The 16,308-nt window shown below is 39.4% G+C and carries 17 protein-coding genes; 11 read left to right on the forward strand and 6 right to left on the reverse strand.

Annotated elements, in window-relative coordinates; translation table 11 throughout:
• Positions 1-67: 67 nt before the first annotated feature.
• Genes N8A89_RS09040 through N8A89_RS09055 form a run of 4 tightly spaced genes read left to right on the forward strand, consistent with a single transcriptional unit; the run spans position 68 to position 3,936 of the window.
• Positions 68-1,051 (forward strand): sugar phosphate isomerase/epimerase family protein, encoded by a 984-nt coding sequence (locus N8A89_RS09040; protein WP_281541975.1) that lies wholly within the window; start codon positions 68-70, stop codon positions 1,049-1,051.
• A 20-nt stretch (positions 1,052-1,071) separates the two neighbouring features.
• Positions 1,072-1,515 (forward strand): DinB family protein, encoded by a 444-nt coding sequence (locus N8A89_RS09045; protein ID WP_281541976.1) that lies wholly within the window; start codon positions 1,072-1,074, stop codon positions 1,513-1,515.
• A gap of 12 nt (positions 1,516-1,527) precedes the next feature.
• Positions 1,528-2,757: a nucleoside permease gene (locus N8A89_RS09050; protein WP_281541977.1), complete on the forward strand. Its 1,230-nt coding sequence runs from the start codon at positions 1,528-1,530 to the stop codon at positions 2,755-2,757.
• Positions 2,758-2,796: 39 nt separating this feature from the next.
• The gene (locus tag N8A89_RS09055; protein WP_281541978.1) at positions 2,797-3,936 is read left to right on the forward strand and encodes a Gfo/Idh/MocA family protein; all 1,140 of its coding nucleotides are present in this window, start codon (positions 2,797-2,799) and stop codon (positions 3,934-3,936) included.
• A 77-nt stretch (positions 3,937-4,013) separates the two neighbouring features.
• Here N8A89_RS09055 and N8A89_RS09060 read toward each other — a convergent pair whose 3' ends face one another.
• Together N8A89_RS09060 and N8A89_RS09065 are read right to left on the reverse strand one after the other, a co-directional pair.
• On the reverse strand, positions 4,014-4,472 hold the full coding sequence (locus N8A89_RS09060) for an ASCH domain-containing protein (protein ID WP_281541979.1): 459 nt from the start codon (positions 4,470-4,472) through the stop codon (positions 4,014-4,016).
• 107 nt (positions 4,473-4,579) lie between these two features.
• Positions 4,580-6,283 carry a GMC oxidoreductase gene (locus tag N8A89_RS09065; RefSeq protein WP_281541980.1) on the reverse strand — a complete coding sequence of 568 codons (1,704 nt, stop codon included), beginning with the start codon at positions 6,281-6,283 and terminating at the stop codon, positions 4,580-4,582.
• 160 nt (positions 6,284-6,443) lie between these two features.
• On the opposite strand from N8A89_RS09065, the gene N8A89_RS09070 reads away from it, so the two are divergent.
• Genes N8A89_RS09070 through nadD form a run of 7 tightly spaced genes read left to right on the forward strand, consistent with a single transcriptional unit; the run spans position 6,444 to position 12,048 of the window.
• The gene (locus N8A89_RS09070) at positions 6,444-7,496 is read left to right on the forward strand and encodes a sugar phosphate isomerase/epimerase family protein (protein ID WP_289644196.1); all 1,053 of its coding nucleotides are present in this window, start codon (positions 6,444-6,446) and stop codon (positions 7,494-7,496) included.
• Positions 7,497-7,517: 21 nt separating this feature from the next.
• Positions 7,518-8,273, forward strand: a complete 756-nt coding sequence (locus N8A89_RS09075) for a 3-keto-disaccharide hydrolase (RefSeq protein WP_281541982.1) — start codon at positions 7,518-7,520, stop codon at positions 8,271-8,273.
• A gap of 2 nt (positions 8,274-8,275) precedes the next feature.
• Entirely contained in the window at positions 8,276-9,103 is an 828-nt protein-coding gene (locus N8A89_RS09080) for a 3-keto-disaccharide hydrolase (RefSeq protein WP_281541983.1), read from the forward strand.
• A gap of 52 nt (positions 9,104-9,155) precedes the next feature.
• Positions 9,156-9,962 (forward strand): 3-keto-disaccharide hydrolase, encoded by an 807-nt coding sequence (locus N8A89_RS09085; protein ID WP_281541984.1) that lies wholly within the window; start codon positions 9,156-9,158, stop codon positions 9,960-9,962.
• A 53-nt stretch (positions 9,963-10,015) separates the two neighbouring features.
• A complete protein-coding gene (locus N8A89_RS09090; protein WP_289644197.1) occupies positions 10,016-10,873 on the forward strand; it encodes a YicC/YloC family endoribonuclease in 858 nt (285 codons plus the stop codon).
• Positions 10,874-11,458 (forward strand): guanylate kinase, encoded by a 585-nt coding sequence (gene gmk, locus N8A89_RS09095; protein WP_289644198.1) that lies wholly within the window; start codon positions 10,874-10,876, stop codon positions 11,456-11,458.
• A gap of 2 nt (positions 11,459-11,460) precedes the next feature.
• Positions 11,461-12,048 (forward strand): nicotinate (nicotinamide) nucleotide adenylyltransferase, encoded by a 588-nt coding sequence (nadD, locus tag N8A89_RS09100; RefSeq protein WP_281543363.1) that lies wholly within the window; start codon positions 11,461-11,463, stop codon positions 12,046-12,048.
• A gap of 1 nt (position 12,049) precedes the next feature.
• Here nadD and N8A89_RS09105 read toward each other — a convergent pair whose 3' ends face one another.
• From N8A89_RS09105 to N8A89_RS09120, 4 genes are all read right to left on the reverse strand, one after another.
• On the reverse strand, positions 12,050-12,451 hold the full coding sequence (locus N8A89_RS09105) for a hypothetical protein (RefSeq protein ID WP_281541985.1): 402 nt from the start codon (positions 12,449-12,451) through the stop codon (positions 12,050-12,052).
• A 140-nt stretch (positions 12,452-12,591) separates the two neighbouring features.
• Positions 12,592-13,329, reverse strand: a complete 738-nt coding sequence (locus tag N8A89_RS09110; protein WP_281541986.1) for a DUF6503 family protein — start codon at positions 13,327-13,329, stop codon at positions 12,592-12,594.
• Complete coding sequence (locus tag N8A89_RS09115) at positions 13,316-15,559, reverse strand: inorganic phosphate transporter (protein WP_289645558.1); 2,244 nt, start codon at positions 15,557-15,559, stop codon at positions 13,316-13,318. The genes N8A89_RS09110 and N8A89_RS09115 overlap by 14 nt, the downstream gene beginning before the upstream one ends.
• 190 nt (positions 15,560-15,749) lie before the next feature.
• A complete protein-coding gene (locus N8A89_RS09120) occupies positions 15,750-16,151 on the reverse strand; it encodes a carboxypeptidase-like regulatory domain-containing protein (protein WP_281541987.1) in 402 nt (133 codons plus the stop codon).
• Positions 16,152-16,308: the final 157 nt, after the last annotated feature.

The raw sequence follows: 16,308 nt of genomic DNA on the forward strand, positions 1-16,308 counted from the left end.
TTTACCTAAGAATAGTCTGTGATTCACATCATTAAAAAATCATAATACAACAAACAACTATTTACCCATGAAAAGAAGAAAATTTATAAGAAACGCTTCCGCTGCTGGAATATGTGTTTCCATACTAGGAACTTATGCGTGTAAGGAAACCAAAAAGAAAGAATTGGAAACAGCTGATCAAGAGCCCGAAATGGCGTCCCCGTTCTTTAAACTGTCACTTGCCCAATGGTCAATGCATAAAATGATTAGGGAAGATGGCGTAGATCCGTACAGTTTCGCTGAAAAAGCTAAGAACTGGGGTTTTGAAGGCCTAGAGTACGTAAGTCAGCTTTATAATCCAGAATTGTCCGATGCCAATTATTCTGATGAAGCCATGGCTGCCTTTGTGGAGAAATCAAATGCCGAAGCAGAGAAATATGGTCTTAAAAATGTACTTATTATGATCGATGGTCAAGGAAATCTCGCCGTAAATGATGTGGCAGAACGGAACGAGACCGTTGAAAAACATAAAAAATGGGTGGACGCCGCTGCGGCCATGGGTTGCCACGCCATACGGGTTAATCTCAACGGCAGCAATGAGCCTGAAGAATGGAAAAGCAACTCGGTAGATGGTCTTACGAAATTAGCAACATATGCAATGGATAAGAACATTAATATTCTTGTAGAAAATCATGGTGGATTATCTTCCAACGGTGCATTGCTCGCAGAGGTAATGGAGACCGTGGGTATGGAAAATTGCGGTACGTTACCGGATTTTGGGAACTTCTGTATAACCAGAAAACCGGATAGTAGGGACTGCGAGGTCTCCTATGACAAATATAAAGGCGTCAAAGAATTAATGCCTTACGCAAAAGCCGTAAGCGCCAAATCAAATGATTTTGACGAAGATGGCAATGATACCGGTATTGATTATGTTCGAATGTTGAAAATCGTAAAAGATCATGACTATACTGGATATATTGGAGTTGAATACGAAGGAAACATACTGGGCGAGGAGCAAGGTATAATCGCCACAAAAGAACTATTGTTGAAGGCTGCTAAAGAAGTCTAAAAACTAAGTAAGAATCGTTTATGAAAGTCTTTTTTAACGAGTTGTTCGATTATAATTTCTATTGTAATAAAAAGATAATCGATTTGTCCATAGACCTGGACAAAGTGCCTGAAAATAGCCAAAAATTGTTTAGCCACATCTTAAATGCGCACCATATTTGGAACTGCAGAATTCTTGGAAAACCATCGGAATACGAAGTTTGGCAAATGCATCCTATTAAAGATTGGGCGGATATCCACTATGAAAATCAGAGGAGCTCCTTTGAAATTACAACCAATGCGGATGGGTTCGATAAACGCATCGATTACGAAAATACAGAAGGCAGGCTATTCACGAATACGTTACAGGACATGTTGTTTCATATTATTAACCATTCAACTAATCACAGGGGACAAATTGCCGTAGATTTCAGGAATAACAAGTTGGAACCTGTTGTTTTGGACTACGTATACTATAAGAGATAAAAATTTGGGAGCATGAGTACACGCATACGATTTCAACTCTGCCTCATGATGTTCTTAGAATTTTTTATTTGGGGTGGTTGGTTCGTTACGTTAGGAACTTTTCTGGGAAATAATATAAATGCATCCGATGGGGAAATTGCATTAGCTTTTTCTACGCAATCTTGGGGAGCTATTATCGCTCCCTTTGTAATTGGACTGATCGCCGATCGTTATTTTAATGCTGAGAAGATATTGGGGATACTCCATATCCTTGGAGGTGTCCTTTTATATTTGATGTACGGTACTACAGCGTTTTCTGCTTTCTATCCTTATGTACTTGTATACATGGTTTTATACATGCCAACGCTTGCCTTGGTGAACTCGGTTTCCTTTAATCAAATGAAGAATCCGGCAAAGGAGTTCTCTGTGGTCCGGGTCTTTGGTACATTGGGTTGGATAGTGGCAGGCCTTTTAATTAGTTATATCTTTCATTGGGATTCCGAATCGGGAATTTCCCAAGGCCTGTTAAAAAATACGTTTTTGATGACCTCCATCGCATCGTTTGCTTTGGGCGTTTTTAGTTTTACGCTACCGAAAACTCCACCAAGGGCTATGAGCGCTAGCAAATTAAAACTATCGGAAATTATTGGCCTAGATGCACTAAAACTTTTAAAGGATAAAAATTTTCTCATATTTTTTATCTCTTCAATTTTGATATGTATCCCTTTGGCATTTTATTATCAAAATGCGAATCCTTTTTTGGTGGAAATAGGTATGGAGAATCCTACGGGTAAAATGACATTAGGTCAGATTTCCGAAATTTTATTTATGCTCTTACTTCCCTATTTTTTCACTCGATTCGGTTTTAAGAAAACGACTCTGGTTGCCATGCTAGCTTGGGTAGTTAGGTATCTCTTATTTGCCTATGGAGATGTTGGTGAACTTGGATTCATGCTTATTATCGGGATTGCACTTCACGGTATTTGCTACGATTTTTTCTTTGTATCAGGTCAAATTTATACAGATAGTAAGGCTGGTGAGAAGTACAAAAGCTCCGCTCAAGGGCTCATAACTTTAGCAACTTACGGGGTAGGTATGCTCATAGGGTTTGGGGTCGCGGGAGAAATTTCTAAAACTTACATTCTTAGTGACGGTACTCATATATGGGAATCAATTTGGTTATATCCTGCTGGTTTCGCTGTTGTAGTGTTGGTTTTGTTCGCGCTTTTATTCAAAAAAGAAAGAGTAGATTACAATTCTTAAATTTTTTATATAAATTGAAATTCAAAATAAAATTATACCATGCCAAAGAAGATTAGGTTAGGAATATTAGGCGGGGGCGGAGACTCCCTCATTGGAGTTTTGCATAGGGTCGCCGCTCATATAAATGATAACTATCAGATTACGGGGGCAGTTTTCAACCCAGATTTTAAAGACAGCAAGGCCTTTGCTCGGGAGATAGATGTGCCTCTAGACAGAATCTACCAAGATTTTGATACCATGATAGAGGAAGAAATGAAACTTCCTGAGAGTGAGCGTATTCAGGTATGTTCCGTACTTACTCCCAATTTCTTGCATTTTCCAATGGCCAAAAAGTTGCTGGACAATGGATTTCACGTAATATGTGAAAAGCCTATGACCACTACATACGAAGAGGCCAAAATCCTCCAAAAGGCACATAAAAAAGCGGGGACCGTTTTTGCGTTGACACATACGTATACGGGTTACCCCATGGTACGTCAAATGCGGGAAATGATTAAGGCAGGTGCTTTAGGAAAAATCCACAAAATAGATGCCCGTTACTATCAAGGGTGGATAAATACCATCATCCATGATAAGAAAAAACGTTCATCGGTATGGCGTTTAGACCCTAAAAAAGCAGGGATTAGTTCGTGTATGGGAGATATTGGGGTGCATGCCTTTAATTTGGTCGAGTATACGACTGGTCTCAAAATAGACTCCTTGTTATGCGATTTCAATTATTTGTATAAGGATAATAAAATGGACATTGATGGAACAGTACTGATTAGAATTGGAGAACATGTAAAAGGAGTTATTCGCGGAAGCCAAGTAGCGACCGGAGAAGAAAACGGACTAGCCATAGCCATTTATGGTGAAAAAGGAGCTTTTAGATGGGAACAGGAAAAACCAAATTTTCTTTACAAACTAAGTGATACTGAACCTACACAGATTTATAAACCTGGCCATGCCTATAATTCAAAATTATCACTGGAGGGCACCAAATTACCGGCAGGTCATCCTGAGGGTATTTTTGATTCTATGGCTAACATTTATTTAGGTGCCGCAAAAGCGATTAGAGGAAAAAAATACAACGACGGTGAGTTTCCTACCATGGAAGATGGAGTTAGGGGAATGAATTTCATTGAAGCTACGGTTGAATCCCACAAAGGGGGAAATGTATGGGTGAAGTTGAAGAAGTAAACCCTTTCGATAATTTTAAAAAATAAAAAGCCGCTTTAAAGCGGCTTTTTTAATTCATTACTATTCAAATTGTCCGATTAAAAAACTTTCTCAAATTCTTGACATACGATTATCATACTTTCTCTGGGAACCCTGCCAAAAGGTTCTAGTTCCCTTGTGTAGTAGTCCCAATGCACTTTTTTCCAGTATTCTAAAGACTTGTCTCCCTCTCCTTCCAGCTGGGCATATTTATCGTCAATGCTAAAAAAAGGTTTAAGAGTAACGGATTTAATCCGAACAATACATTGTGCTTTTCCGTCCCAATTTGTAATCACTTTGAAATCACCAATTTTTGGTAATGGTTCATTTCTGTACTGTAGTCCCAATAGTGAATCTGATGTTGCCCTTTTAATTTCTTTTTTGGTCAAGTCGGCGCACGCATTCGCATCTTCCTCGTTATCGCAAAAATGAATTACTTCCGGCGCTTCATGAAAAGCATGTTCCAAATGTTTATCCAGATAATCTCCCCACATATTTCTGGCAGATGTATTTTCCATAGGCTTTTAGATAACTTCCAATTTTCGGATTTTGAATTAAGGAAATGCTCAAAAAAGAACATAATTAAATCGTTACGTTTTCACTACTTTCCGTTATACGGGTCTTTCTAAGAGAACTTACCAGCTTTAAACTGTTCCGCTGCATGATTTGCTGCTCTTGCCGTAAACGCCATATAGGTTAGAGAGGGATTTACACAACTGGATGAGGTCATAAAGGCTCCATCGGTCATATATACGTTAGGAACAAGGTGCACCTGATTATTTTTGTTAACGATAGAGGTTTTGGCGGAATGACCCATTCGTGCACCACCCATTTCATGAATGCCCAATCCAGGTCCCGAGGATTCCTCGTAGGATTGCACATCCTTAAAACCAGATGCTTTGAACATAGCCACAATTTCCTTTTTTATATCCTCTCTCATCCTGTACTCATTTTCCTTGAATTCCACATCAAAGGCCAATTGGGGCAGCCCCCATTTATCCTTTTTGCTTTCACTTAATAGTACTCTGTTATCATCATAGGGCAGGAACTCTCCAAATCCGGTTACGCCAATTTGCCATTGACCGGGTTTTAAAATTGCTTGCTTAAGTCCGCTTCCATAACCCATTTCGGCAACAGAGCTGGACCAATCTCCCCTACTTGCAGTTCCTTGATATCCAAACCCACGCAAGTAACCCTCACGTTTGGTTTGCTCGTTTAGGTTAACGAACCGAGGAATGTAGAATCCGTTTGGTCTTCTTCCTTTATAGTATTTGTCCAGATGGCCATCTATTTTAGCAGTTGCTCCTAATTTATAATGGTGATCCATAATGCCTCTACCCAAAGCATCGGAATCGTTCCCTAATCCATTGGGGAATCGCTCAGATTTGGATTGTAACAAAATGCCCACAGAAGCCATGGCGGAGGCACAGAGGAAAATTACCTTGGCATTGAATACCATTTTTTCATTGGTTTCAGTATCGATTACCCTAACCCCGGTTGCTTTTTTGGTCTGGTCGTCATAAATAACTTCATGAACAATGGAGTTTGGGCGGAGTGTCATATTTCCTGTGCGTTCAGCAGCGGGCAATGTAGAGGAATTACTGCTAAAATATCCCCCGAACGGGCAACCCCTCCAACATCTATTTCTATACTGGCAAGGATTTCTGCCTTCTACTTTGGCATCTTTGTCCGTTATGTGTGCTACCCTACCAATGGTAACTAATCTGCCGTCATCAAATTTATCGGCGACGGCGTTCTTAAAATCCACTTCCGCACAATTCAGTTCCATTGCCGGCTGAAACTTACCGTCTGGCAGTTGCGGTAATCCTAAATTTTCACCGCTTACACCAATATATTGCTCTACCTTGTCATACCAAGGCGAAATGTCTTTGTAACGTACCGGCCAATCTACGCTTATACCCTCTTTCTTATTGGCTTCAAAATCCAAATCGCTCCAACGGTAGCTCTGCCTTCCCCATGTAAGTGAACGGCCACCTACATGGTAACCTCTTATCCAATCAAAACGTTTTATTTCCTCATATGGGTGTTCCAAATCGTTGACGAAAAAGTGTTTCACATCCTCTTTTGGGGCCCAGTTCACCCTTTTTTGAACATAGTATTTTTTCTTATCCTCTTTGGATAATTCACCCTTTAACGGATAATCCCAAGGATCATCGTTCATGGTTTTGTAGTCTTTTATATGTTCTACCATGGGGCCACGTTCCAAGACCAAGGTCTTTAGACCATTCTCACACAGCTCTTTGGCAGCCCATCCGCCACTTATTCCTGTGCCCACTACAATGGCGTCATAGATTTCGTTTTGATTCATTCCGGAATATTTATCATTTTATATCGGTATTCCCTATATTTATAACTTAACCTCGGAAATATTGAAGTATCCATTACAATTCTCTAAATATAGGGTTAATTCCTAAATTTCTCAAAGCATATTGACGTAACGTTTCTTTATAATTAAACTATTAATAAGTATGAAAACAATAAAAGGACCCGCTGTATTTTTAGCCCAGTTCGTGGATAGCAAAGCCCCTTTCAATTCATTAGATGGTATGTGTAAATGGGCCTCAGATTTAGGGTATAAGGGCATTCAAATCCCTACTTGGGAACATTTTCTAATCGATTTGGATAAGGCCGCTGAAAGCCAGACCTACTGTGACGAGCTAAAAGGAAAAATCAATTCTTACGGCTTGGAAATTACTGAACTATCCACACATCTTCAGGGGCAGTTGGTGGCAGTGAATCCGGCTTACGATTTAATGTTCGATAATTTTGCTCCAGACAAGGTGAAAAACAACCCAAAGGCGCGAACGGAATGGGCGGTAGATATAGTGAAAAAAGCTGCTACGGCCAGTAGAAGGTTGGGACTCAAAGCACACGCCACTTTTTCCGGAGCACTATTATGGCACACTATGCATCCATGGCCGCAAAGGCCTGCCGGACTGGTTGAAATGGGGTTCGAGGAACTTGCCAAACGGTGGATGCCGATTTTGAACCATTTTGACAAGGAAGGTGTAGACGTTTGCTATGAAATTCATCCGGGAGAAGACTTACATGATGGAGATACTTTTGAACGTTTTCTGGAAGCGACCGGTAATCACAAACGTGTGAACATACTATACGACCCCAGTCATTTTGTGCTACAGCAACTTGACTACATAGAGTATATTGACCATTATCACGAGTTTATAAAATCGTTCCATGTGAAGGATTCAGAATTTAATCCTACCGGAAAAAAAGGAGCTTTTGGAGGGTATAATGACTGGGGTAATCGTGCCGGTCGATATCGTTCCTTGGGTGATGGCCAAATAGATTTCAAGACCATTTTCTCAAAGCTAACGCAATACGGCTGTGATGTATGGGCCGTAATGGAATGGGAATGTTGCATAAAAAGTCCGGAGCAAGGAGCACGGGAAGGAGCTATTTTTATCCAAGACCGTATTATAGAGGCTACGGAGAAAACCTTTGACGATTTTGCCGGAGCAGAAATTGACAAGGAAGCATTAAAAAAAATATTGGGACTCTAACAAAAAATAAAATCGGACCAAATGAAAAGCGTTATTTTAAGCTTGCTTACCTGTTTAGTATTCTTTGCATGCAAGGATAAACCAAAGGATAACAAGGAGGAAGTCGCCTCGGAGCAAGTTGCAGAAATGGAAACAAAGACTATTGAAAACGATTGGGAAATTATTTTTGATGGTACTTCTTTTGAAAACCTAAAAGGTTATTTAGCCGATGAGGTTTCCGAACAATGGAAATTAGAAGATGGGGCCATGGTATTTTATCCGCCGAAGGACAGGAAAAAAGGAGAGGCCCATAATCTGGTTACCAAGAAAGAGTATACCGATTTTATACTGTCCTTGGATTGGAAAATAGCGGAAGCAGGAAACAGTGGTATTTTTTGGGGAGTTCATGAAGATCCTAATCTACCCGAAGCCTATCAAACGGGACCGGAAATTCAGGTGTTGGATAACGACAAACATCCGGATGGTAAAAATGGCACAACACATCAAGCAGGCGCATTATATGATATGGTGGCACCGTCAGCGGATGTGACAAAGCCTGTTGGAGAGTGGAACTCTATTGAAATTACCATCAACCATAAAACAAATGAGGGGAGTGTTGTCCTCAATGATGTTGAAATTGTAAATTTTCCCGTGAATGATCCGGGATGGAGCGAAATGGTAAGTACATCCAAATTTGCAGACTGGGAACACTTTGGAAAATACAAGACCGGTAAAATCGGATTTCAAGATCATGGCGATAAAGTAGCCTTTAGAAATATTAAAATAAAAGAACTATAAAAATGAGAGTGAAGCAAATTAGTCTATTGTTCATCTTTTTATCGGTATTCATTTTTTCTTGCAAGGAAAAAGTAGCGGTAGAACCTTTAGAGGAAATAGAATCGGAAAATGACGGTGTTATCACCTATTCCGAATATGCAGGAGAGGAGCCGACAACGCCCGAGGAAACCGAGTATTATAAACCTAAGGTACCAGTTGTAGAGCCTGGAAAAAATGGCGCTCCGCCAAGCGATGCCATTATTTTGTTCGATGGGATTTCCTTTGACGGGTGGATGCATACTCAAGATAGTACAGCGGTCAAATGGCATTTGAACGAAGATGGGAGCATGACCGTAGCGGACAAAACTGGAAATATAAGAACCAAGCAAGAATTTGGGGATGTTCAATTACACATTGAGTGGAAATCACCCTTACCCGTACAACGTGATGGTCAAAACAGGGGGAACAGCGGAGTGTTCTTGAACGGCATGTATGAAGTTCAGGTTTTGGATAACAATGACAACGACACTTATGTAAACGGGCAAGTGGGTTCAATATATAAACAGGGTCCGCCTTTGGCTATGGCTTCTGTTCCTACGGGAGAATGGAACGTCTATGATATCATTTACCATGCCCCGGAATTTAATGAAGAGGGTGGCAAGGTTAAATCGGCTACAGTAACGGTATTACATAATGGTGTGTTAATTCAAGATCATACTGAAATTAAGGGAACTACGCCATACATAGGCTGGCCTAAAAATCCACCGCACGGAAAGGGACCACTTATGCTTCAAGATCATGGGGATGACAGCCGTGTAAGCTATCGTAATATCTGGGTAAGGGAATTATAGCTTTGAAACTTTACTGTCAGAAGATATTACTGGAAAATTTTAGGTACAGCGAATGAGACACCATATTGTAATTATTGCAGTGTTATTTATGTTAAGCGGTTGTCAAGAACAAGGCAAGAATATAATCGCGAAAGAAATTGTTTCTGATCTCGAAGGCATAAGTCAGAAATACGTAGGAGAGGAACCTACGACACCAGAGGCAACGGAAACTTATGAGCCTATCCCTCCCAAAATCTTTTTGAATGACAACTATGTGCCCAGTGATGCTATCGTGCTTTTTGACGGGAGTGGGCTGGAGGAATGGGTATATGTATCGGATAGTTCGGCCGCTCAATGGCATGTGATGGAAGATGGTAGTATGATGGTGAAAGACAAATCTGGTGACATCAGAACCAAAAGGAATTTTGGGAGCATGCAGTTGCATATTGAATGGAAATCTCCTGCCGAGGTGATTAATGAGGGACAAAGTAGGGCAAACAGCGGAATATTCATTCAACAACGCTATGAAATCCAGATTATGGATAATAATGACAACGCTACATACACTAATGGTCAAGTTGGTTCTGTTTATAAACAGGCAGTACCTTTGGCAATGGCTTCCGCCCCATCTGGAGAATGGAATACTTTCGATATTATTTTTGAAGCTCCAGAGTTTAATGGAGAAAAACTAGTCAAACCCGCTTATGTGACCATTCTTCACAATGGTGTACTTATCCAAAATCATTTTGAGATAGAGGGCTCTGTTAAACATGTTGGTTGGCCAATTTATGAAGCACACGGTAAAGCTCCGATTCAATTACAGGATCACGGGGATAATAGTCGTGTAAGTTATCGTAATATATGGGTCAGGGAATTGTAGCCTTACTATTTCTTTAGTAAAAGAATTACCTTTGCACCATATAAATTCAACCTATGATTCAATCCATGACTGGATTTGGAAAGCATGTAATACAGCTTCCCACAAAAAAAATAACGGTAGAGATTAAATCGCTTAATAGTAAAAGCATCGATTTGAATGCCCGGATGCCTTCTGCCTATAGGGAAAAGGAACTGGAAATCAGGAAATTGATTGCCAACTCCTTACAAAGGGGTAAAGTAGATTTTAGCCTTTACATAGAATTGACCGGCGATGAAACTTCCGCTCAAGTAAACGAAGCAGCGGTGAGGCAATATATGAAGCAGTTAAAATCCATCGCGGACGGGGACGATCTTCGCTTATTAGAAATGGCATTACGCTTTCCGGATGCCATGCGCACGGACAAGGAAGATATTGATGATGAGGAATACGCTACCATCTTGAAGGTTTTGGACGGAGCACTAGTTGAAATAAACAAATTCAGATCTGAGGAAGGTAATGTCCTTGAAAAGGATTTTTTACAACGTATAAAGGAATTGCAGGAATTACTCGCAAGAGTAGTGGCGATGGATCCAGAAAGGCAGGCAACGGTCCGGGAACGTTTGGAGAAAGCTGTGGAGGATATCAAAACAGATGTCGATGCCAATCGTTTTGAGCAAGAGCTGATCTACTATTTGGAAAAATACGACATCACAGAGGAAAAAGTACGCCTGGCCAATCACTTGGATTACTTTGCCAAAACCCTACAATCCGATGACAGCAACGGAAAAAAGTTAGGTTTTATTTCCCAAGAGATAGGTAGGGAAATTAATACGATAGGGTCCAAGGCCAATTATGCCCCAATGCAGCAGCTAGTAGTGCAGATGAAAGATGAATTGGAAAAAATTAAGGAACAAATGTTAAATGTCCTTTAGATGAAGGGAGGAAAATTAATAATCTTCTCGGCCCCATCGGGAAGTGGAAAAACAACCATCGTAAGACATCTATTGTCCAGACCGGAGCTAAATTTGGCATTTTCGGTATCGGCAACATCAAGACCTAGAAGGGGAAAGGAAAAAAATGGAGAGCATTATTACTTCATGTCGGTTTCGGAATTTAAGAAGCATATCAAGAACGAGGATTTTATTGAATGGGAGGAAGTGTACAGGGATAATTTCTATGGTACGCTAAAGAGTGAAGTGGAGCGATTGTGGAAGCAAGGAAAGAACGTGATTTTTGATATCGATGTTGTGGGTGGACTCCGTATTAAGAGCAAATTCCCAGATAAAACATTAGCCGTTTTTGTAAAGCCACCTAGCGTAGACGAGCTTAAAATAAGGTTGAAAAAAAGGAGTACGGAGAGCGATGATAAGATAAACATGAGAATTGCCAAGGCATCGGTAGAATTGGCCACCGCCCCGCAATTTGACAAGATTATTAAAAACTACGATTTGGACATTGCCCTTAAAGAGGCTGAGCAGTTGGTAGCGGATTTTGTCGGAGCTGAAAAAGAAGAATGACCATGAAAAAGGTTGGTCTTTATTTTGGAACTTTCAATCCTGTGCATATTGGCCATATGGTGATTGCAAATCATATGGTGGAGTTTTCTGATCTGGACGAGGTTTGGTTCGTGGTAACGCCGCAAAGTCCCTTTAAGGTCAAGAAGACCTTGTTGGACAACCATCATAGACTTCAAATGGTACAGGAGGCCACAAAAGACTTTCCTAAACTGAAAGCAAGTACTATTGAGTTTGACCTTCCGCAGCCCAATTATACCATTAATACGCTTGCCCATTTGATGGAGAAGTACCCAGATGGGCATCGGTTTTGTTTGATTATGGGCGAGGACAATTTAAAGGGCTTTCATAAATGGAAGAATTACGAAGCCATACTTGAGGATTATGAACTTTATGTCTATCCTAGAATTTCTGACGGGGAGGTGGTGCATCAATTTGAAAATCACGCCAGTATAAGCAAGGTTGACGCCCCGATTATGGAAATTTCGTCCACCTTTATCCGTACCCAACATAAAAAAGGCAAAAACATTCGTCCAATGTTGCCCTACTCAGTTTGGAGATATATGGATGAAATGAACTTTTATAGAAAGTGAATTAATCAAGCACAATCAGTTCCTCTACCCAGTTGATCGCTTCGACCAAACTATCAAAAATTCTAACATTCGTATTCAAAAACGATTTTTCCATTTCTGCAATGTCCTTGTTCATATGGTCGTAGATAACAACGGCATAACCTTTTAAATTGGGAAACATTTGTGCCGTTTTAAAATGTGCCGTAGGATTAAAGGAATAGGAATTTTTTCTATTGGTAATGTATACGAACGGCGTAGAATTCCCATAGTACATTTTTGTAAGTTTGAGCATTTCCATAGAATTTTCCAAAGAAACGGCAATACCCTCCTTTACCTCGGCTACCATATAATTTTCATAATAATAAAACGACCCGATCTTTAAATCGTGCTTTCTGATCAGCGTTTTATTAATTTTAGAAGACATTGATTGTTAGGCATATATCTTCTAAATTACAAAATATATTAAGGAATGTTTAAAATTTAACGAACTAATAGAAAGGGAATTGAAACGACAAGAGGTTTGAATTAAGTACTGATAATGGTTTCTGGGTTGTCGACTACTAATTAGAGGGCTCCCAGTTTGTTCAGGTTGTCAGTGCCAAGATATTTGTCGTTTTTATTATAATACCAAGCTCTAATTTTAGGTATTTTTAGTGCGTTTAACTCCATCATATCTGAGAGTAGAATGTATTCGCCGTCATTCTTTGACTCATCATGGAAAAACTGGTATACTTCCATGGCATAGGTCTTTGGGTCAAAATAAAAGTACCATGTATCGTTCCCTATAGATTCATCATAAGTTACTTTGAGAACTAGGTATTCCTTGCCCTTGAACGTTTTCTTTTGTACGTTAGGGTTAATCAAGGTTCCAGGGTCTTTCAACTTCATTGGTAGCCCATATAGATAAGTGTAATAGTTCTTCATCATTCTGGCCCTTTCACAACTAATACGTAGACTGTCCCGGTAAACTTGGGCAATATTGGTACTCCCGTTCAATTTTAGAGTACAACTATCCTTTTCAATGAGGGATTCAATGGTATGATTTCCCTTTCTAACTGCCGATTTAAAATATTGGGCAGGTAAATTCATAAACAAAAGGGTATTACGGTCTTCCGCGTTAGGGGATTTCATCGTAATGGACATTTTCCCTTTGAAGTTTTTCCATTTCCCATTTGGGTCATGATAAGCTATGGCGCTTTCCAATAGCTCGTTACCGGTAATTTCTTGAGCAGTAGCTATGCATCCTAAAAGACCAGCAAATAATAAACAAGAGTGAAATAAAAAACGATTACTTAGTGGCATATTTCTCGTAAGTTTCTATAAGGTTCATGGTTGCCAGTAATAAATCTTTAGTTTCTAATAAAATACTAAAGTAGAGTGCCGTGTTCTTAGGGCTGGATTCATCTGCTCTGGTTCTTTCTACCTGTTTCGCTATTTTATCATCTACTTTACGCAATAATTCCTCTTTACCCATTAGTAAGGCAGTAAGTCCTTGAAGATTATTGGATTTAAATATGGTTTCTACTTCGGCAAATAAATTTTCTACGTACTGGTCAGTCTCCTTAAGATCTTTAATCTGATTAAACCGTAGTTTTTTATGATTATTGTTCACGTGCTTATAACCTGCTTTCGAAATATATTCGAGGGACTGTGTCATGTCTTGAAGATAGCTCAGGGCCGTTATGTAAAAGTTACTGGTATCTACGCTCGATTCTTCCAGGTTCTTAATAAAATAGAAAATATTATCCCGTAGTTCCTCTACTTCTTTATCCAATTTTGAAATACCCTTTTTACCTTTTTTAAGCGTATTCAAATCATGTCTGGCGAGTCCATCAATACTTTGAGAATAAATTTTATTACCTCTTTTCATAGCCAAGGCAATATTGGAGGCACTTTCTTCTATAATTCCGATAATAGTCTTACTCTCTGCTTTCTGAAGCTTTTCTTCTAGTCTGGTCTCCTTAATTTTTTTTGAGTGGGACAAGTAGTTCTTACCTATCAATCCAAAGGCCAAAATCAGTAAGATTATAATGGCGACTACACCTCCCAGATGAATAATATATGCAATTATTGCAGCGGCGGTAAAGGCACTAAAAGCTGTAAAGAACCAACCGCCAATAACATTGAGCACTCCTGCTACCCTATAAACCGCACTTTCAGGCCCCCACGCACGATCAGCAAGCGAACTTCCCATGGCAACCATAAAGGTTACGTAGGTTGTTGATAGTGGTAATTTCATGGACGTTGCCAAAGATATGAGAACACTTGCCACCATAAGATTCACGGATGCTCGTACCAGGTCAAAAGCAGGAAGGTCTCTAACCTTGCTTTTGGACATATATACATAAGGTTTATCGAACTGCCTGTCTATTCGTTTTTTAAGACCTGTAGGCAATATTTCAGCGAGGTTTTCTGAGGCTTGAATACTAAACTTTACGATTTGACGTGATAAAAAATTAGGTTCAAAACGTTCATCTCCCTCATCTTGTCTGGAAAGGTCCACACTGGTCTTGACCACATTCTTGGCTTTGGACGAAAACCATAAAGTAATGACCATAATGACCCCGGATGCCAGTAATAAATACGTCGGTGTTTGAACCGCCGTAGTCAATCCCCTCATATTAAATTCTGAAGCCAGAATACCAGAACTTTGCCAGCTATTATAAGATTCTAGTGCGGCAAGGGGAACACCAATAAAATTCACGAGGTCATTACCCGCAAAGGCCATTGCTAAAGCAAAAGTCCCCAGTACAATTATTATGGTATATATATTCCAATTTAGGAATCTTGTAACTATATAGGATAGAACTGTCCATAGGATTATATTGGCAAGAATAAAAAGCTCTGGTTTTGTGCCAATAAAAGTCAAAACTTCAGGACTTAGGATTGCTGTTCCTTTTAGACCTTTAACTAAAATAAAATATATGATTGCCGAAATGGCCAATCCCCCAAAAAGGGAACCAACCCATTTAGGCTTTTCCTCAAATTTGAAAGAAATAAGAACTCGGGATACAAACTGTACCAAGGCACCCACCGTAAACGCAATGACTACAGATAAGAGAATACCAATGATGATTTCGGTGGCCTTATCTGTGTTGATGTAATTGGGAAGGTCTATGAATCCGTTGCCCGAAGTATATATTTTGACCAAGGAAATTGCGACAGCTGCGCCTAAAAGTTCAAAAACAATAGAAACCGTCGTCGAAGTAGGCATTCCTAAGGTATTGAAGAAATCTAGGAGGAGTATGTCGGTAATCATGACAGCCATGAAAATGATCATAATTTCTGCAAAGACAAATTCACTAGGATTAAAAATACCTTTCCTTGCCACCTCCATCATTCCGCTAGAGGAAATAGCACCAAATGCAATTCCCACACTGGCCACAATCATAATTGTCCTAAAGGATATGGCTTTGGAACCAATAGCTGAGTTAAGAAAATTTACGGCGTCGTTGCTAACACCTACGACCAGATCTGTAATCGCCAATATGGCCAAGGCGATGATCATGAACAGATAAATATTTTCTCCCATCAAGATAGATAATGACAAAATTGAGGTTATAATTACAGATTAAGGTTAATAATGGCTTGTAAAGTAAACACAAAGTATTAACCAACTGAATAATAGTTTCATTTTAGTGGCTGAAAGTACTAAAATTATTTAGGATAGAATTGCTTAAACTTAAAGTTGATAATGCTAATGAACTATTCAAGTTCAAAAACTACTTGTGAAGTTTAAAATTGCTTGGGTCAGAAGTCAATTCTCCTACTATTTCTTTTTCAGTAGACTCTGAAATTAGTTGAAGAGGTAAAGCTTTCGCCTTTATGGATTGATAAACTTCTGCTTTTTTATCCGCGCTCACTTCAATTGGTAAGGTTGTACTTTCATAACCCAAAAATCGAATTTCTAAAATATAAGATCCCGGAGCTACATCTAAAATTTCAAAATTTCCGTTGAAGTTCGTCTGAGTGCTCCAGTCTGTTTTTTGTAGGCTTACTGTTGCCATTGCAAGAGGTTCGTTGAATAATTCAGCGTCCAATATTTTACCACCAACTACGCCAGTGGACTGTGCATAAGAAAATGCCGTTACCAGCATCAGTAGAGTAATTAATATTCTTTTCATACTGCGTTTTATTTGCACTGCAAATAAAAACAAGCAAAGTAAAGTTAAGGTTAATCCCAAGTTATTTATATATTTTTAAAAAGTTAAGAATGGGGTTTCAATTCGACGCTACAGGCATTCAATTGACTGTTATCGGGAAATCAAAAGATGTATCTTG

The sequence above is a fragment of the Maribacter aestuarii genome (genome assembly GCF_027474845.2).
GTDB lineage: Bacteria > Bacteroidota > Bacteroidia > Flavobacteriales > Flavobacteriaceae > Maribacter > Maribacter aestuarii.